The sequence below is a fragment of the Actinacidiphila sp. bgisy144 genome, assembly GCF_057708105.1.
Genome location: NZ_JBYIRM010000020.1, coordinates 134587 through 152212 on the forward strand (window position 1 = coordinate 134587; position 17626 = coordinate 152212).

A 17626-nucleotide genomic window follows, 5' to 3' on the forward strand; every position below is an offset into this window, starting at 1 on the left:
GGCCGGTCAGGCCGCGCTCCACCCGCCGTCGAGGACCAGCTCGGTGCCCGTGACGGACGCCGCCTCGGGTCCGCACAGGAAGCCCACCGCCCCCGCGACCTCCTCGGGCTCGACCAGCCGCTTGACCGCCGAGCGCGCCAGCAGGACGTCGGACACCACCTGGTCGGCCGCCAGCCCGTGCAGCGCGGCCTGGTCGGCCAGCTGCTTCTCCACCAGGGGCGTGCGCACGTAGCCCGGGCACACGCAGTTGCTGGTCACGCCCTTGTCGGCGCCCTCCAGCGCGATCACCTTCGACAGCCCCAGCAGGCCGTGCTTGGCGCTGACGTACGCGGACTTGTACGCGCTGGCCCGCAGGCCGTGGATGCTGGACATGTGGACGATCCGCCCCCAGCCGCGCTCGTACATGCCCGGCAGCACCGCCCGGCTGAGCAGGAAGGGCGCCTCCAGCATCAGCCGCAGCATGAAGGCGAACCGCTCGGGGGCGAACTCCTCGACGGGCGCGACGTGCTGGATGCCGGCGTTGTTCACCAGGATGTCCGCGTCCAGCGTCAGCCCGGCCAGCTCGGCGGTCCGGCTCAGGTCGAGCACCAGCGCCTCGCCGCCGATCCGACCGGCTGTGTGCGCCGCGCCCTCGGCGTCGACGTCGCACACCACGACGTGCGCGCCGAGCCCTGCCAGCCGGGTCGCCACGGCCGCCCCGATGCCGCTCGCCGCGCCGGTGACGACGGCCCGGCGGCCGGACAGGTCCGGACCTGCGGACGCGCCGGTCACGACGCCTGCTCCGGTGCGGCGAACGGGTTGGCCTCGGCGTGCCGGTGCCCCCAGACGTCCGGGACCCCGAAGTCGTGCGGCAGCCAGTCGTCGCCGACCTCGATGCCGCCGCAGCCGATCTCCAGGTGGAACCCGCTGGGGTTGCGCAGGTAGAAGGAGATCGCCTTGTCGTTCATGTGCCGGCCGAGGCCGATGGAGATCGGTGCGTCGTTGGCCACCGCCCGATCGTACGCCCGCCCGACATCGTCGATCGAGCCGTGCTCGAACTCCAGGTGGTGGATCGACGCGGTGTCCGCGTGGGCGAGCGCGATGCTGTGGTGGGCGGAGTTGCAGCGGAAGAAGAACAGACCGGGGGCGCGGTAGTCGGTCAGCCTGAACTCGAGCACGGACTCGTACAGCTCCCGCAGTTCGACGAGTCGGGGGCCGGCCAGCACGAAGTGGCCGAGGCCGGTGACGCCGGGATGCGCGCCCGGCCGGGCGACGCTGGTGCGGGCCTTGGCCTCACCGACCGCCAGCTCCACCCGGTAGCCGACCGGGTCGGTGAACCAGCGCATGGCGGTGGCGCCGCGCAGCCCCGTCTCCTGCGGCGAGCCGTCCTGGACCGCGTACCCGGCGTCGGTGAGCCGCCGGGTGAGCCGGTCCAGTTCGCTCGCGGTGTCGACGATCCAGCCCAGCTCGCGGGGGGAGTCCTCGGTCGACGGGTGGAGGGCCACGCGGTACTTGAACAGGTCGAGTTCGGCGAGCGCGACCTCGGTCGGCCCGAACGCCACCGTGGTGACGCCGACGCCCAGCGTGCGGCCGAGCAGGTCGGTCCACGCGTCGACGTCGGTGACGTTGAGCCCGACGTATCCCAGTCTGCGGATTCCCACGGCCTCAGCCCTCCACTGCGGCGGCCGCGCCCCGCAGGAACGTACCGACGATGTGGTTGAACTCCGGCGCGCGCTCGTACTGCACCCAGTGCCGGCAGTGGGGCAGCACCCGCAGTTCGGCGTCGGGTATGCCGTCGAGGATCGTGGCCGCCCAGGCCAGCGGGACGGTCTGGTCCTCCCGGCCCCAGATGAGCAGCGTAGGGGCCAGGACGAGCCCCAGGTCGGGGGTGAGGTCGCCGAAGTCCGGGGGGATCGGCAGTTCCGGGTGGGCCTTGCGGCTCGCCGCGTACCGCTCGTCGATCAGGGACGCGGTCGCCAGCTTCTCGTCGAAGACCATCATGCGGACGAACTCGGCCATCGCCTCGCGTGACGGCCGCGGGTCGGCCATGTAGGCGAAGAGGCGCTCCAGCCCGGCGGGCCACGGCGGCGCATCCTTCGGGAGGACTCCGCCCGGGGCCATGAGGACGACCCGGTCCACGCGTTCGGGGTGGCGCATCGCCATCCGCATCGCGACGGCGCCGCCGTAGGAGTTGCCGACCAGGTGGGCGCGCTCGATCCCGAGGGCCGTCAGCGCGCGGCTCACGCGGTCCGCCGCATGGAAGATCAGCGGCTCGTCGGTCCGCGGCCGCGTGGAGTCGCCCCACCCGGGCAGGTCCACCACGATGTTCCGGTGGTCGGCGAAGGCCGGCAGGTTGCCGCCGAAGTTGCTCATGCCCGTGGCGCCGGGGCCCGAGCCGTGCAGCCACACGATCGCGGGGCCCGAACCGACGTCGGTGTAGGCCAGTCGGACGTCCCCGAGATCCACTGTGCTCGTCACTCCGAGCCCCTCTCTCCTGTGTATGTAATGTTCGCTACAGACTTTACACGCGCCGCGGTTGCCCGCCCCCGGTCGCCGTCCGACGGGACGGGGGCGGGATACCGGCCGGCGCGCTCAGCGGCCGTACGCCTCCAGCAGCCGCAGCCACACCTCGCTGACGGTCGGAAAGGCCGGAACCGCGTGCCACAGCCGGTCCAACGGCACCTCCCCGGCCACCGCGACCGTCGCGGCGTGCAGCAGTTCCGCGACGTCGGGCCCCACGAGGGTGAAGCCGACGATCACCTTCCGGTCCTCGTCGACCACCATCCGGGCGCGGCCCCGATAGCCGTCGGCCTGCAAGGCGGCGCCCGCGACGGCGGCCAGGTCGTGGTCGACCACGCGGGTACGCAGCCTGGCGGCCTCGGCGGCGGCCGCGGTCAGGCCCACGGACGCGATCTCCGGCTCGGTGAAGACCACCTGCGGCACCGCGCGCGCGTCGGCGGTCGCCGCGTGGCGGCCCCACGGGCCGTCATGGACCGCCTCGCCCTTGGCGCGCGCCACGATCACGTCGCCCACGGCGCGGGCCTGGTACTTGCCCTGGTGGGTGAGGAGCACGCGGTGGTTGACGTCCCCGGCGGCGTACAGCCACCCGCCGCCGACCGGCGCGCCGTCCTCCCCCACGACCCGCATCGTGTCGTCGACGGCGAGCCAGGCCCCCGGGGTGAGGCCGACCGCCTCCAGCCCGATGTCCTCGGTGTTCGGGGTGCGGCCGACCGCGACGAGGAGTTCGTCGGCCTCGATCCGCTCGCCGGTGGCGAGGGTGATCGACACGGTGCCGTCCGCGGCGCGCTTCACGGCCGCGGCCTCGTCCCCCACCCGCACCTCCGCGCCGGCCTCGCGCAGCGCCTCGGCGACGTACTCGCCGGCGAACGGCTCCGCCGCCGGCAGCACCCCGTCCCGCGCCAGCACCGTCACCGACGCGCCCAGGCCGGCGTACGCGGTGGCCATCTCCGAGGCGACCACTCCCCCGCCGATGACGGCGAGCCGGCCGGGGACCGCGGTGGCCGCGACCGCCTCCCGGCTGGTCCACGGCGCCGCCTCGCGCAGGCCGGCCACGTCCGGGACCAGCGCGCCGCTGCCGGTGGCGACGACGACCGCGTGGCGCGCGGTGAGCGAGAGCGCCGAGTCGTCCTCGCCGGTCGTCACCTCGACGACGCGGTCGGCGGCGATCCGGCCGTGCCCGCGGTAGAGCGGTACGCCCACCTGTTCCAGCCAGGCGGCCTGGCCGTCGTCCTGCCAGTCGGAGGCGAAGGTGTCGCGGCGCCGCAGCACGGCGGCCGCGTCCAGCGAGCCGGTCACCGCCTCCCGCGCGCCGGGAAGGCGGCGGGCCGCCCGCAGCGCCGCCGCGCTGCGCAGCAGCGCCTTGGTCGGCATGCACGCCCAGTACGAGCACTCGCCTCCGACCAGTTCCCGTTCGACGATCGCGGCGGTCAGACCGCCCCGCACCACCCGGTCGGCGATGTTCTCGCCGACCGGACCGGCGCCGATGATGACGACGTCGTACGCCGCAGTCGTGGTGGTCACGTCAGTTCTCCTTGTGCGCGGAGCCGAGGCGCAGGGCCGAGACGAGGAAGAAGACGCCGCCGAGCACCGCGTAGCCGGCAATGTTGCTCAGCTTCGGGTCCGAGGCGGAGGCGCCCATGACGAAGGAGGCGCCGGCCAGCACCGAGATGCCGCCGCTGAGGATCATCGGCCACTGGCCGCCCATGGCGCGGCGGCCGATGCCGACGATCAGCTGGACGGCGCCGGAGACGATCGCCCAGGCGCCCCACACGCGCAGCACCGCCGGCACCCCGGAGGCGCAGGCGGCGGCGAGGCCCGCGGTGGCGAGCAGGCTGATCGCCATGTTCGCCTGGAGGCCGCGCACCTGCTTCGACCCGCCGGAGGAGCGGAAGTCGACGACCGCCGCGGCGACGTCGAACAGGGGGTACACGATCAGCAGGACGACGCCGAGCGGCCCGATGTGGGACTTGTCCACGAACATCAGGGCCGCCCAGACGAGGGCGAACGCGAAGCGCGTGAAGTACAGCCGGCGCAGCGCCGGCGCGAAGCTGACGGCGGCGGGTGAGTCGTCGACGACGGTGGTCACGATGGTCCTCTCGGGACGGTGCGGTGCGAGTCGTCGGCCTCTCCGTGGAGACCGAACGTTCTCTCTCTTTCTAGAGGATGACAACCGCACCGCCCCGTTGTCAAGACAGAACGTTCTCTCTCAACAGGTGCGGCCCCGTCACGCGGTCACCGGTAGATCGACTTCACCTGCTGGTAGCTGTGCAGGGCCTCCGGCCCGAACTCCCGGCCCAGCCCGCTGGCCTTGATGCCGCCGAACGGCGCCGCGGGGTCGACCGTGTAGTGGTTCAGGCCGATCGTCCCGGTGCGGATGCTGCGGGCCACCCGCATGCCGCGCTCCTCGTCGGTGGTCCACACCGCCCCGCCGAGGCCGTACTCCGAGTCGTTGGCGATGCGGACGGCGTCGTCCTCGTCGGTGTAGGCGATGACGGACAGGACCGGGCCGAAGATCTCCTCGCGGGCGATGGTGCAGGCGTTGTCGACGTCGGCGAAGACCGTCGGGGCGACATAGAAGCCCTTGTCCAGGCCCGCGGGCCTGGCGCCGCCCGCGACCAGCCGGGCGCCGTCGGCCAGGCCCTTGGCGATGTAGCCCTCGACGCGGTCGCGCTGGCGCGCGGACGCCAGCGGGCCGACCTGCGTGCCGCGGTCCATCGGGTCCCCGACAATCAGGCCGCGGGCCAGGGACGCCACCGCGTCGACCACCTCGCCGTAGCGGCTGCGCGGGGCCAGGATGCGGGTGCAGGCGAAGCACGCCTGGCCGTTCGCCAGCATCGTCGCCTGGAAGAAGGGTTCGCCGATCGCGGTGTCGAGGTCGGCGTCGTCCAGGATGACGGCCGCCGACTTGCCGCCCAGCTCCAGCGTCACCGGACGCAGCAGGCTGCCGCAGGCCACGGCGATCCGCCGCCCCGCCTCGGTGGAGCCGGTGAAGGCGACCTTGTCGACGCCGGGGTGGGCGACGAGGTACGCGCCGACCTCGCGGCCGGCCGGGACGACGTTGACCACGCCGGGCGGCAGGCCCGCCTCCTCCACGGCCTCGGCGAAGAGCACCGCGTCGAGCACGGTCTCCGGGGACGGTTTCAGCACGAAGGTGCATCCCGCGGCCAGGCCGGGCGCGTACTTCGTCGACGACAGCAACTGGGGCGAGTTCCAGGGCACGATCGCGGCCACCACGCCGAGCGGCTCCCGGCGGACATGGACGGGCGCGCCGAGCATGCCGTCGCGCACGTCCTCTCCCGGGTCGTCGCGGACCAGGTCGGCGTAGTAGCGCAGCAGGGTGGCCGGCAGGCCGCTCTCGATCTGCTCGGCCAGTGCGATCGTCATGCCGTTCTGGGCGCTGACGGTGCGGGGGATCTCGTCCGCCCGGCGCTGAAGCGCCGCGGCGAGGCGGTGCAGCGCGTCCGCCCGCCGGGCCGGTTCCCAGGCCGACCAGCCTTCAGGGTCGTCGAAGGCGGCGCGGGCGGCGGCCACGGCAGCGTCGATGTCCTGCGGGGTGCCGTCCGGGACGCTGCCGAGGACTTCCTCGGTGCTCGCGCCGAGGACGGTGATCCGCTCCCCGGACGCCGGTGCCACCCACCGGCCGCCGATGAAGAGTGCCTCGTGGTGCGGGTTCACACGGTCTCCTTCGGGCGGGCGTCCGACGCCCAGCCCCGGTAGTGGTCGGTCGGGAGGGGGTGGGCGACGGGCACGACGCGGGAGTTGACCGCGGTCAGGCAGCCCGGGCAGAACAGCTGCCGGAAGACGACCTGCTCGTCCACGTACACCGACGGGTCGGGCCAGATGTGGGGGCCGGCCTCGGCCGGTGCCGCGTCGCGGGCGGCCAGTGCCGAGACGTACGCGCCGCCGGCCAACGGGCCGATCTCGGTGGCGCAGTGGACGCACACCACGGTGTCGCCCTGCGGCGCCTGCCGGACCGCGAGGTTGTCGTCGAGCCGGCGCAGCCCGCGCAGGTCCGGCGTGCCCGTCGGCACGAGGACGCTGCCGGGCCGGCCGGCGTCCGCGCCGAGCACGACGCCGTAGACGTCCCGCGCGGCGGCGGGCGACACCCGCACCTGCCGCACGTCGTCGCGGACGTGCTCGGCCGGGCGCAGCAGCGGGTCGCCGTAGCCGCCGCCGGCCTGCCAGTGCAGGTAGAGCGCGTCGCCGGGGCCGAGGTCCGACTCCCCCTCGCAGGGCAGCACCTCGATCGTGCCGCCGAGTTCGTCCAGGTCGGCCGGGACGGTGCTCGCGCCGGCGAGCTGGGGGACGCCGATCCCGCGGACCACCAGGTCGAGTTGGGAGTTGCCGGGGTAGCCGCCGGCCAGGCCGACGTTCTGGTTGGCGGCCTTGCCGGTGCCCGAGACGACCAGGGACATCGTCGTGTCCTGGTCGGGGTGCTGCACGTAGCAGACCGAGCCGCTCATCCCGCCGCGCTGCCGGCCCGGGCCGCCGGAGTCGGTCTGCTCCCGGCGCCACAGGGCGACCAGCGGGTAGAGGTACTCGGTCATCTCCACGTCGGGGGCCCGGGCGGAGGGGATGATCAACCGGCCGCCGGTGTCGACGCCGTCGTACTCCACCTGGGCCCCGTAGCCGCCGGCCATGACGTCGAAGACCGGCGACACGAAGGGCTTGCTGCCGCCGCCGCGGACGTCGACGCCCGACACGACGCACAGGTCCGTGGTGCCGTTGCAGATCGACTGCACGTCCGCGCGGTGCGCCGGTTCCGCGTCGAGCATCTTGGCGAGCACCTCGGCGACCAGGTTGCCCGAGCCCCACGCCGGGCCGAAGGGGCCCTTGCCGACGGCGGCCGGGAACGAGGCGTTGGTGAGGGTGTCCTCGTCGGTGACGATCTCGAAGCAGCGCATCAGGCCGCCGGCGGCCCAGGGGATGTCGCCGGCCAGCAGCGGCAGCATCGTGAAGACGATGCCGGCCCGCAGGCCCGGGTAGGGGCAGTTGATGACGCCGGTCTGGCCGGCGGTGCCGCGGAAGTCGAAGACGAGCCGGTCGGCCTCCTTGGTCATCGCGACCTGGATGGCGTGCAGGCCGCGGTCGCCGGCCCGGGACTGCTCCTGGTAGCCCACCGCGGTCCAGGTGCCGTCGGGCAGGGCCGCGAGCTTCGCCCGCAGCCGGCGCTCGGCGTCGTCCGTCATCCGGCGCATGACGGCCTTGACGGTGTCGGCGCCGTACCTGGCGACGAGCCGGAGGATCTGCTCGCCGGCGTTCCGGTTCGCGGCGATCTTGGCCCGCAGGTCCAGGCCCACCAGGTGCGGCAGGCGGGAGCGGCGCACCCAGGCGTCGGCGACGTCGCGTTGCAGCACACCGTCGCGCACCACCTTCACCGGCGGGGTGGGGACCGCCTCGCCGAACACGTCCTGGGCGGACGGGCTGAAGGAGCCCGGCCGCGGGCCGCCCAGGTCGACCTGGTGGGCGATGGCCGTCGTCCAGCCGAACAGCCGGCCCTCGTGGAAGACCGGTGCCAGCACCGCGGCGTCGTTCTGGTGCAGCCCGCCGCCGATCCACGGGTCGTTGCACAGGAACATGTCGCCCTCGGCGATGCCCGGGTTGTCGCTGCGGTGGCGCAGCGTCCAGGTGATGGCCAGGTCCATCGAGCCGATCAGCCCGATGTTGTAGGCGCCGACCTGGACCTGCTCGCCGAGTTCGTCGCAGATGGAGAAGTTGAAGTCGTTCGACTCGGTGACGACGTGCGAGCCGGACATCCGCCGCAGCGTCTCGCCCATCTCCTGGGTGATCGCCCACAGCCGGTGCCGGACCACCTCGTAGGTCAGGGCGTCGACCCGGGCGGTCCGCTCGTCGTCGATCCGGTGCAGCGGCAGGGCGGGCGAGATCTGCCGCAGCAGTTCCTCGCGGGGCAGGGGCCGGCTGGTGAACTCGTCCGCCCCGGGGATCTGGGATGTCATGGATGCGTCCTCACTGGTAGCGCAGAACAAGGTTGCCGAGGCGGTCGACGCGGCCGGTGGCCCCGGCGGGGACCACGACCACCGTGGTCGGCACGTCGACGATGGCCGGCCCGACGAGTTCGTGGCCCGCGCGCAGCGACGCGTAGTCGTAGACGGGGGTGGGCACGTAGCCGGTCCGGGAGTCCAGGCAGACCTCGCGCGTGCCGAGCAGTGCCTCGGCCGGGTCGGGGCCCGCGGCCTCGGGGACGGCGGGGAGTTCGACGGGGAAGCCGAGTGCGGCCTTGGCCCGCACCCGGTAGGTGATCGCCTGCACACCCGCCTCGCGGTAGCCGGCGCCGCTGCCGTTGATCCGCTCGTAGTTCTCCTCGAAGCGCGCCAGGATCTCGCCGGCGGTGTGCTCGGTGAACTCCGTGTCCGGCACGGGCGTGGCGAGTTCGGTGACCTGCATGGAGTACCGCAGGTCGATCTCGCGCTGGAGCACCACGTCCTGGAACGCCACCTGCTGCCGGGCCAGGGCGTCGCGCAGGTCGGCTTCCAGGCGGGCGTAGTGCGCGGCGAGCACGCCGGGGTCGACCGGGAAGGCGGACGGGTCGGACAGTTCGGCGCTCATCGCGATGTCCGAGGCGGCGAGCCCGTACGCGGAGAAGGCGGAGGCGACCGGCCCGAGCGGGATGACGATCTCGCTGACGCCCAGGTCCTGGCAGTAGCCCGCGCAGTGGGCGGGTCCGGCGCCGCCGAAGGCGTAGACGACGAAGTCGCGGGGGTCGTGGCCGGCCTGCACCACGGCGCGCCGCAGCAGGTCGCCCGCCTGCGCGTTCTGCACTTCGTGGATGGCGATGGCGGCTTCCTCGACGGTCAGACCGAGCGGTTCGGCGACGTGTGCGCGGATCGCCTCGCGGGCCAGGTCCGTCCGCAGCGGCTTGCGGCCGCCCAGCAGCCCGCCCGGGCCGAGGATGCCCAGGACCAGGTTCGCGTCCGTGTTGGTCGGGCGGGTGCCGCCGTTGCCGTAGCACGCCGGGCCCGGGACGGCCTCGGCGCTCTGCGGTCCCAGCCGCAGGTTGCCGCCGCGGTCCACGCAGGCCAGGGCGCCGCCGCCGGAGCCGATGGTGTGCACGCGGATGGTCGCCGCGTTGATCGGGAACTGGTTGACGACGGACCCCGGCGCCATCACCGGCTCGCCGTCGACGATGAGGCCCGCGAGGAAGGTGGTGCCGCCGACGTCGGTGGTGATGACGTTGCGGTGCCCGAGCTGCTGGGCCAGCCGCGTCCCGCCGATGACGCCGCCGGACAGCACCGACCCGACGGTGGTGATGGCGTGCTCGGGCGCCCGGTCGGCGGTGATGGTGCCGCCCTCGCTCTGCATGACCAGCAGCGGCCCTTTGAGCCCGCGCTCCTCCAACTGCCGCTGGAGCGGGAGGAGATAGGTGCGCAGCCGCGGTCCGATCTGGGCGTTCATGATCGTCGTGGAGGTGCGTGAGAACTCCCGGATGCGGGGGATGACCTCCGAGGAGAGCGTGACGTACAGGTCCGGGGCGACCTCGTGGACCAGCTCGCGCACCCGCCGCTCGTGGGCGTCGTTCTTGAACGACCACAGCAGGCAGACCGCGATCGCCTCGACGCCCTGGTCCACCAGGGTCCGGGCGACGCTGCGGACCTCGTCCTCGTCCAGCGGGACCAGGACCTTGCCGGCGTGGTCGATCCGCTCGGTGACCTCCAGCGCCCGGTACTTCGGGATCAGCGGGGCGGGCTTGCGCTGCCGCAGGGTGTCCTGGACCTCGTGGGCCGAGCGGCCGAGGGTGCGGCCCTCGGCGTTCATGATGTAGATCGCGTCCCGGTGGCCCTTAGTGGCGATCAGGCCGACATCGGCGACCTGGCCCTGGACGAGGGCGTTGATCGACGCGGTCGTGCCGTGCGCGATGTAGTCGGTCTGCGTGAGCAGTTCGCGGACGTCGATGCCGAGCTCGCCCGCGATGTCCTCGATCGCGCGCATGACTCCGGTCTCGCGGTGCGGGGGTGTCGTCGGTGTCTTGGCCGACACGATCCGGCCGGCACCGTCCGAGGCGACCGCGTCGGTGAACGTGCCGCCGACGTCGATGCCCAGTGCGTATGACATGTGCCCTCTCCTGATGGTCTCTACGGCCGGCGGGCGGCGGCCCGCCCGGTGGCGGTGTGCAGCAGTGCGCCGGGGTCGGCGTCCGCCCCGCCCATCCAGGCCACGTGGCTGTCGGGTCGTACGAGCAGCAGCTCGGCCGGATAGCGGTCGGAGTGCTCCGCGGGCAGGTCGGCCACCGAAAGGGGCACGCCCAGCGCGCCGGCCGCCGCCTTCCAGGCCGCCGTGCTGACGCCCGGGTCGGTGCGCAGCAGGGTGAAGCCGGGGCCGAGCACGTCGAGCACGGACCGGTCGTCGTCGAGCCAGGCGTGCGGCAGCCGGAAGCCGGGCTGCGCCCGCCGCAGGTACGTCCCCATGGCGATGTCCGGCTGCTGTTGGCCGCCGACCACCAGGGGCGAGCCCGCGTAGTGGTAGCCGAAGCTGAAGCCGTCGGGTGAGTACCGGGGCGGCTCGCTGACCGCGAGCCGGCGCGCGAACTCGGCCCTGGCCCGCGCGCCTTCGGCGCCGGGCCGGTGGATGCCGGGCGGGAAGTCCGCGAACGCCTGGTGCGCAGCGGCGCCCACCGCACGGGCGAACTGTTCGCCCACCGGCTTGCGTTCCAGCTCGTAGGCGTCCAACAGCTCCGCCGGCGCCCACCCGTGGTGGAGGGCGGCGAGCATCCAGCCCAGCGCTTCCGCGTCCTGGATGCCGGCGTTCATGCCGAAGCCGCCGACCGGTATCCACAGGTGCGCGGCGTCCCCGGCCAGGAACACCCGCCGCTCCCGGTAGCGCTGGGCGACCAGGCGGCGGCCGGTCCATCGCACCACGCCCAGCACCTCGTGCGGGACGCTCTCCCCCACCGCGTCCCGCAGGAGCGCTTCGGGGTCCTCGGCCCCGGTGTCGTGCTCGGGGCCGAAGGCGACGTGGTGCAGCCACAGTTCGCCGCCGTCGATGGCGATCAGCGAGGAGATCCGGCGGCCGTACGTCCAGTACGTCCACGCCCGGTCCCGCGCGGCCAGCCGCCCGAGGGCGGGCGAGCGGTAGAGCGTCGAGACGAACTGCTGGATCGCGTCGACGCCCTCGTAGCGGATGCCCAGTTGGCGCCGGACGGTGCTGCGGGCGCCGTCGCAGCCGACCACGTAGGCGCAGTGCAGGGTGCGCAGCGCGCCGGCGCTCTCCACGACCGCTTCGACGTGGGAGTCGTACGGACGCAGCCCGACCAGCCGGGTGCCGCGCTCGAGGGTGACGCCCGGCAGCGCGGTCGCGCGCCGCTCCAGGATCGGTTCGAGGAAGAGCTGGGAGATGCGGTGCTGGGGCTCCGGGGTGGGCCAGTCCTGCTTGCCCGCCCCGTCCAGGACGTCGCGGGATGCGGGCAGGTCGAGCCGGTAGATCTCCTCGCCGTTCAGGGTGGTCCGGTAGTGGATCGACGTGGGGTGGTCCTGGGGCAGGCCGGCCCGCCGGATGTCGTCCGCGAGGCCGAGCCGCCGGAAGATCTCCATCGACCGGGCCGAGGTGGTGTTGCAGCGGGGGTTGGCGCCGCGTTCCTCGGTGGCTTCCACGACGTGGCAGGGCACGCCGCGCCCGGCCAGGTCGAGGGCGAGGGTCAGACCGGCCGGCCCGGCGCCGACGATCAGCACCCCGGCCTGCTCCGGTGTATTGCTGCTGATGGGCTCTGTCATGCGCTCAGGAACTCCCCTACCAGGCGGTGGAACGTGTCCGGCCGGTCGACGTGTATCCAGTGCCCCGCGCCGGCCACGACCTCCAGCCGGGCGTCGGGAAGGGCGTCGGCCATGCGCCGGGAGACCTCGACCGGCGAGACGCGGTCGCGCTCCCCGTGCAGCGCGAGGACCGGGTGGACGATCGTGGCGGGGTCGGGGGGCGGCGGGCCGCCCACGACCTCGGTGAACATCGACCGGAACGCCTGCTCGGCGCCCGGGCGCAGTGCCTGCCGCAGCCGGATGACGGCGAGTTCACCGAGCAGCGCCTCGTGGCCGGCCTCGTCGGCGACCAGCCGGCCGAGGGTGGCGCGCATGGACGCCAGGGTCGGGTCGTCGTAGAAGGGCACCTTCGCCGGCAGCGGCCCGGTGCCCGCGCCGCCCATCAGCACCGCGCGCCCGATCCGGTCGGGTGCCCGGGCCAGCAGGGCCAGCGCGGCGGCGCCGCCCGCGGCGGAGTTGCCGACCAGGTGCGCGCGTTCGATGCCGTGGCGGTCGAGGAGGTCCACGATCTGCCGGGCCCTGGCCGCCGCCCAGGCGCGCGGGCCCGCGAGCCCGCCGGTGCCGGCGATCCGCGTGCCGAAGCCGAGGAGGTCGGGGGCCAGGCAGCGGAAGTCCGCCGCGAGCCGGGTGCGCACGGCCGCCCAGTTGCTGTCGGCGTCGACGCCCGGTCCGCCGCCGTGCAACAGGACGAGCGGGGGCCCGGTCGAGGCAGTGGCGTGGCCCCGCCTGCCGGGCTCGGGAACGTTCAAGGCAAACCTCGCTTCGTTGCGACGGTCGTGTGCGCCTGCGAGCGGACGGGGCGGCGCCGGGAGCTGCGCCGGGCGCGGACCACCCGTCTGTATGTAGCGTTCACTCTACGATGCGGCCGAGGCGTTGACCAGCAGGAGCGGCCCCGCCCGACGCGCCTCAGGATGACAACGGCCCGGCCACGCTGTCAAGACAGAACGTTCTCTCTGACTAGCGGACCTGGCCGAGACCGAACGTTCTGCCGTTTGTTAGTCTGGGCACCATGAGTCGGAGTACAGACGGTGGCAGCACCTCGGAGGCGAGAGCCCGGCTGCTGAACACGGCCACGCGGATCTTCTACACCGAGGGAATCCACTCCGTCGGCGTGGACCGGATCGTCGCGGAGGCCAAGGTCACCCGGGCCACCTTGTACCGGCACTTCCCGGGCAAGGAGGAACTCGTCCTGGCCTACCTCGCCCAGGCCGACCAGGGCATCCGGGCGCAGGTCGCCGAGGCCGTCGGGAGCAGCCCGTCGCCGCGCGAGCAGATCCGGGCCGTCGCCCGGTCCATCACCGACGGCATCCGCTCCCCCGGGTTCCGCGGCTGCGCCTTCCTCAACGCCGTCGCCGAGTACCCCGACCCGTCCCACCCGATCCACCAGGCCGTCATGGCCCACCGGGACTGGTTCCTCCAGACCCTCACCGACCTGATCGCGCAGGCGGGCGAGGGCCCCGCCGACGCCGCCGGGCGGCACCTGGTGATGCTCCGCGACGGGGCGATGGCCGCCGGCTGCCTCTTCGACCCCCAGCTGATCTCCGAGACCTTCCTCGACGGCGTCGACGGCCTGCTGCGGGTCCGCGGCGCCTGAACCGCTGGGCCGCGGGCGGCCGTCACCTCGTCACCACCTCCTCACCTGCCCGAACGCAGCGCGCGGGACAGCCCGAGGGCCGCGGTCCGAACCGCCGGCGCCAGTCGGGCCGAGCGGAAGCGGGCGCGGGGCACGGCCACCGACAGCGCGGCGACGGCGGTCGCCCCGTCGAAGACCGGCGAGGCGATGCAGCACACGCCGACAGCGGCCTCCTGCTCCTCGTGGGCGAGGCCGGCCGCCTGGATCTGGCCGACGAGGGTGCGCAGCCGCGCCGGGTCGGTGACCGAGTGCGGGGTCAGCCGGGGCAGGGGCGCCGCCAGCACCTCCTCGATCAGCTCCTCGCCGGCGAACGCCAGCAGCGCCTTGCCGACCCCGGTGCACGTCAGCGGCAGCCGGCCGCCGATCCGGGAGGGCAACACCGGCGCCCGGTGGCCGTGGATGCGCTCCACATAGACCACCTCCCGCCCCTCCCGGATGCCGAGGTGCACGGTCTCGTGCGTGGCCTCGAACAGGTCCTGGAGGAAGGGCAGCGCCACCTCGCGCAGGTGGAAGCGGCGCGGCACCAGTGAGCCCAGCTCGAACAGCTTGCCGCCGAGCCGGTAGCCGTCGCCGTCCCGGTCGAGCAGGCCGAGGCGCACCAGGTCCGCGCAGAGCCGGAACGCGGTCGTCTTGGCCAGCCCGGTGCGGGCGGCGATGTCCGTGAGACGGAACGCGCCGCCGTCCGGCTGGAAGCACTCCAGGACGGCCGCCGCCTTGTCGAGCATGTTCCCCTGGCTGCTGTTCCGTGTCATGGAACATATTTTGCCGGTCCCGAAAGCCTCCTCCTATACCTGGGAAACGCCCCGGCGGTCGGCCACCCCAGCGCCGGTCCCGCGACTCCCCTTCCCGGAGGAACCCTTGATGCCTGCCCCGCACCGCCGCCCCGCCGTCAACGGCGGACGGCCATGACCGCCCCCGGCCCCGACGGTGTGGCCGAGGCGGCCGCCGTGCTGGCGGAAGCCGCCCGTACCGGAACGCCCTGCCCCCCGGTGCGCTCGCTCCTGCCGCCCGCGGACCTCGAGGCCGCCTACGCCGTACAGCGCCGGCACGTCGCCCGCGCCGTGGCCGAGGGGCGGCGGCCGGTGGGCCGCAAGATCGGCCTGACCTCGCCCGCCGTACAGCGCCAACTCGGCGTCGACCAGCCCGACTTCGGCGTGCTCTTCGCCGACATGGCGGTGCCCGAGGGACAGCCGGTCGCCGCCGGGCGGCTGCTCCAGCCCAAGGTGGAGGCGGAAGTCGCGCTGGTGCTGGGCGCCGACCTGCCGCACCGGGAGCCGACCGCGGCCGACCTGCTGCGGGCCACCGCGTTCGCGCTGCCCGCGCTGGAGATCGTCGACAGCCGTATCGCCGGCTGGGACATCACCCTCGTGGACACCGTGGCCGACAACGCCTCCTGCGGCCTGTTCGTCCTGGGCGGCACACCGGTGCCGCTCGACCGGGTCGACCTGCGCGCCGCGCGGATGACCCTGGCGAAGAACGGCGAGACGGCCTCCCAGGGCACCGGCGCCGACTGCCTGGGCAGCCCGCTGACCGCCGCCCTCTGGCTCGCCGCCACCCTCAGCCGGCTCGGCGACCCGCTGCGGGCCGGCGAGATCGTCCTGACCGGCGCGCTGGGCCCGATGGTGGCCGCCGCCGAGGGCGACACGTTCAGCGCCCGCATCGACGGCCTCGGCACGGTGGGCGCCGAGTTCGCGACCGCCGCCCCGCAAGGAGCCGGCGCATGACGGCGAAGGTCGCCGTCATCGGGTCCGGCAACATCGGCACCGACCTGATGATCAAGATCCTGCGGCTGTCGGAGACCCTGGAGATCGCCGCCATGGCCGGCATCGACCCCGCGTCCGACGGCCTGGCCCGCGCCCGCCGGCTGAAGGTCGCCACCACCCACGAGGGCGTCGACGGGCTGGTGGCCATGGACGAGTTCGCGGACGTGTCCCTCGTCTTCGACGCCACCTCCGCCGGCGCCCACCGGCGCCACGACCGGGTGCTGCGCGCGCTGGGGCGTACGGTCGTCGACCTCACCCCCGCCGCGCTCGGCCCGTACGTGGTGCCACCGGTCAACGGCGAGGCGCACCTGGACGCCGGCAACGTCAACATGGTCACCTGCGGCGGCCAGGCCACCATCCCCGTCGTCGCCGCGGTCGCCGCCGTCACGCCGGTGCACTACGGCGAGATCGTCGCCTCGATCGCCTCCCGCTCGGCCGGCCCCGGCACCCGGGCCAACATCGACGAGTTCACCGAGACCACCGCCTCGGCCGTGGAGAAGGTCGGCGGCGCCGCGCGCGGCAAGGCGGTCATCGTGCTCAATCCGGCCGACCCCCCGCTGATCATGCGCGACACCGTGCACTGCCTGGTCGGCGACTGCGACGACGCCGCGGTCACCGCGTCGGTGCAGGAGATGGCCGAGCGCGTCCGGACCTACGTACCGGGCTACCGGCTGAAGCAGAAGGTGCAGTTCGACCGGGTGCCCGGCGACGACCCGCTGCGCTCGCTGCTGCCGGCCGCCATGCGCTCGGGGCAGGCCGCGAAGGTGTCGGTGTTCCTCGAAGTGGAGGGCGCCGCCCACTACCTGCCCGCCTACGCCGGCAACCTCGACATCATGACCTCGGCCGCGCTGCGCACCGCCGAGCGCCTGGCCGCGCACCGCTCCGGAAAGGCGGCGACCCGATGACGTCGCTGTACGTGCAGGACGTGACCCTCAGGGACGGCATGCACGCCGTCCGGCACCGCTACACCGTGGACCAGGCCCGCACCATCGCCACCGCCCTGGACGCCGCCGGGGTCGCCGCGATCGAGATCGCCCACGGCGACGGCCTGTCCGGCTCCAGCATCACCTACGGCATCGGTGCCCACACCGACTGGGAGTGGATCGAGGCCGTCTGCGGCGCCGTGACCCGCGCGGTGCCCACCACGCTGCTCCTGCCCGGCATCGGCACCCTGCGCGACCTGAAGCAGGCCCACGCGCTGGGCATCCGGTCGGTGCGGGTGGCCACCCACTGCACCGAGGCCGACATCTCCGCCCAGCACATCGCCGCCGCCCGCGAGTCGGGCATGGACGTGGCCGGCTTCCTGATGATGTCCCACATGGCCGAACCGGCCGAACTCGCCCGCCAGGCAAAGCTGATGGAGTCCTACGGCGCCGGATGCGTCTACGTCACCGACTCCGGCGGGCGCCTGACCATGGACGGGGTGCGCGACCGCTTCCGCGCCTACCGCGACGTCCTCGACCCGGCCACCGAGTTGGGCATCCACGCCCACCACAACCTCGGTCTCGGCGTGGCCAATTCCGTCGTCGCCGTCGAGAACGGCGCGGTGCGGATCGACGCGTCGCTGGCGGGGCAGGGCGCGGGGGCCGGCAACTGCCCGCTGGAGGCGTTCGTGGCCGTCGCCGACCTGATGGGCCTGGACCACGCCTGTGACCTCTTCCCGCTGATGGACGCCGCCGACGACCTGGTGCGCCCGCTCCAGGACCGGGAGGTGCGGGTGGACCGCGAGACGCTCACCCTCGGCTACGCCGGGGTGTACTCCAGCTTCCTGCGGCACGCCGAGGCCGCGTCCCGGCGCTACGGCGTCGACACCCGGGCCATCCTCGTCGAGGTCGGGCGGCGCCAACTGGTGGGCGGGCAGGAGGACATGATCACCGACATCGCCCTCGACCTCGCCGCTGCCGCCGCGCCTGCCTCGTCGCCTTCGACTTCGACGTCGACCGGGTTCTGACGCCCCGGTCCGGCCC

General features: G+C 73.9%; 15 protein-coding genes. 4 read left to right on the forward strand and 11 right to left on the reverse strand.

Annotated features, from left to right (window positions below; all coding sequences use genetic code 11):
* Positions 1-6: 6 nt before the first annotated feature.
* The 10 genes from AC3EVP_RS22995 to AC3EVP_RS23040 form a co-directional block, all read right to left on the reverse strand.
* A complete protein-coding gene (locus tag AC3EVP_RS22995) occupies positions 7-771 on the reverse strand; it encodes a 3-hydroxybutyrate dehydrogenase (protein ID WP_435132505.1) in 765 nt (254 codons plus the stop codon).
* Entirely contained in the window at positions 768-1640 is an 873-nt protein-coding gene (locus tag AC3EVP_RS23000) for a VOC family protein (RefSeq protein ID WP_435132508.1), read from the reverse strand. The genes AC3EVP_RS22995 and AC3EVP_RS23000 overlap by 4 nt, the downstream gene beginning before the upstream one ends.
* A gap of 4 nt (positions 1641-1644) precedes the next feature.
* Positions 1645-2457, reverse strand: coding sequence for an alpha/beta fold hydrolase (locus tag AC3EVP_RS23005; RefSeq protein WP_335979165.1), 813 nt, complete (start codon positions 2455-2457; stop codon positions 1645-1647).
* A gap of 114 nt (positions 2458-2571) precedes the next feature.
* Positions 2572-4020 (reverse strand): dihydrolipoyl dehydrogenase family protein, encoded by a 1449-nt coding sequence (locus tag AC3EVP_RS23010; protein ID WP_435132513.1) that lies wholly within the window; start codon positions 4018-4020, stop codon positions 2572-2574.
* Position 4021: 1 nt separating this feature from the next.
* On the reverse strand, positions 4022-4585 hold the full coding sequence (locus AC3EVP_RS23015) for a hypothetical protein (protein ID WP_335979163.1): 564 nt from the start codon (positions 4583-4585) through the stop codon (positions 4022-4024).
* 146 nt (positions 4586-4731) lie between these two features.
* Positions 4732-6174 (reverse strand): aldehyde dehydrogenase, encoded by a 1443-nt coding sequence (locus AC3EVP_RS23020; protein WP_435132516.1) that lies wholly within the window; start codon positions 6172-6174, stop codon positions 4732-4734.
* Positions 6171-8456 (reverse strand): hydantoinase B/oxoprolinase family protein, encoded by a 2286-nt coding sequence (locus AC3EVP_RS23025; protein WP_435132519.1) that lies wholly within the window; start codon positions 8454-8456, stop codon positions 6171-6173. Before AC3EVP_RS23025 ends, AC3EVP_RS23020 begins: the two co-directional genes overlap by 4 nt.
* Positions 8457-8466: 10 nt before the next feature.
* A complete protein-coding gene (locus AC3EVP_RS23030) occupies positions 8467-10569 on the reverse strand; it encodes a hydantoinase/oxoprolinase family protein (protein WP_435132522.1) in 2103 nt (700 codons plus the stop codon).
* A 20-nt stretch (positions 10570-10589) separates the two neighbouring features.
* On the reverse strand, positions 10590-12224 hold the full coding sequence (locus tag AC3EVP_RS23035; protein ID WP_435132525.1) for an FAD-dependent monooxygenase: 1635 nt from the start codon (positions 12222-12224) through the stop codon (positions 10590-10592).
* The gene (locus AC3EVP_RS23040; RefSeq protein ID WP_435132528.1) at positions 12221-13012 is read right to left on the reverse strand and encodes an alpha/beta fold hydrolase; all 792 of its coding nucleotides are present in this window, start codon (positions 13010-13012) and stop codon (positions 12221-12223) included. Before AC3EVP_RS23040 ends, AC3EVP_RS23035 begins: the two co-directional genes overlap by 4 nt.
* 260 nt (positions 13013-13272) lie before the next feature.
* Here AC3EVP_RS23040 and AC3EVP_RS23045 point away from each other — a divergent pair, with 260 nt between their 5' ends.
* Positions 13273-13857 (forward strand): TetR/AcrR family transcriptional regulator, encoded by a 585-nt coding sequence (locus tag AC3EVP_RS23045; protein ID WP_435132531.1) that lies wholly within the window; start codon positions 13273-13275, stop codon positions 13855-13857.
* Positions 13858-13898: 41 nt separating this feature from the next.
* On the opposite strand, the gene AC3EVP_RS23050 is transcribed toward AC3EVP_RS23045, so the two are convergent.
* A complete protein-coding gene (locus AC3EVP_RS23050; protein ID WP_335979342.1) occupies positions 13899-14621 on the reverse strand; it encodes an IclR family transcriptional regulator in 723 nt (240 codons plus the stop codon).
* 180 nt (positions 14622-14801) lie between these two features.
* Between AC3EVP_RS23050 and AC3EVP_RS23055 the strand changes: the two genes are divergently transcribed.
* The 3 genes from AC3EVP_RS23055 to dmpG are packed head-to-tail and all read left to right on the forward strand — an operon-like array spanning position 14802 to position 17610.
* Positions 14802-15620, forward strand: a complete 819-nt coding sequence (locus AC3EVP_RS23055; RefSeq protein ID WP_435132534.1) for a 2-keto-4-pentenoate hydratase — start codon at positions 14802-14804, stop codon at positions 15618-15620.
* Positions 15617-16564, forward strand: a complete 948-nt coding sequence (locus AC3EVP_RS23060) for an acetaldehyde dehydrogenase (acetylating) (RefSeq protein ID WP_435132537.1) — start codon at positions 15617-15619, stop codon at positions 16562-16564. Before AC3EVP_RS23055 ends, AC3EVP_RS23060 begins: the two co-directional genes overlap by 4 nt.
* Entirely contained in the window at positions 16561-17610 is a 1050-nt protein-coding gene (gene dmpG / locus AC3EVP_RS23065; RefSeq protein WP_435132539.1) for a 4-hydroxy-2-oxovalerate aldolase, read from the forward strand. Before AC3EVP_RS23060 ends, dmpG begins: the two co-directional genes overlap by 4 nt.
* Positions 17611-17626: the final 16 nt, after the last annotated feature.

What these genes read in the sequence shown, in the direction of transcription:
- AC3EVP_RS23035 (WP_435132525.1), bottom strand. Translation starts at nt 12,224, where the DNA reads ATGACAGAGCCCATCAGCAGCAATACACCGGAGCAGGCCGGGGTGCTG.
- dmpG (WP_435132539.1), top strand. Translation starts at nt 16,561, where the DNA reads ATGACGTCGCTGTACGTGCAGGACGTGACCCTCAGGGACGGCATGCAC.
- AC3EVP_RS23050 (WP_335979342.1), bottom strand. Translation starts at nt 14,621, where the DNA reads ATGCTCGACAAGGCGGCGGCCGTCCTGGAGTGCTTCCAGCCGGACGGC.
- AC3EVP_RS23025 (WP_435132519.1), bottom strand. Translation starts at nt 8,456, where the DNA reads ATGACATCCCAGATCCCCGGGGCGGACGAGTTCACCAGCCGGCCCCTG.
- AC3EVP_RS23055 (WP_435132534.1), top strand. Translation starts at nt 14,802, where the DNA reads ATGACCGCCCCCGGCCCCGACGGTGTGGCCGAGGCGGCCGCCGTGCTG.
- AC3EVP_RS23030 (WP_435132522.1), bottom strand. Translation starts at nt 10,569, where the DNA reads ATGTCATACGCACTGGGCATCGACGTCGGCGGCACGTTCACCGACGCG.
- AC3EVP_RS23060 (WP_435132537.1), top strand. Translation starts at nt 15,617, where the DNA reads ATGACGGCGAAGGTCGCCGTCATCGGGTCCGGCAACATCGGCACCGAC.
- AC3EVP_RS23045 (WP_435132531.1), top strand. Translation starts at nt 13,273, where the DNA reads ATGAGTCGGAGTACAGACGGTGGCAGCACCTCGGAGGCGAGAGCCCGG.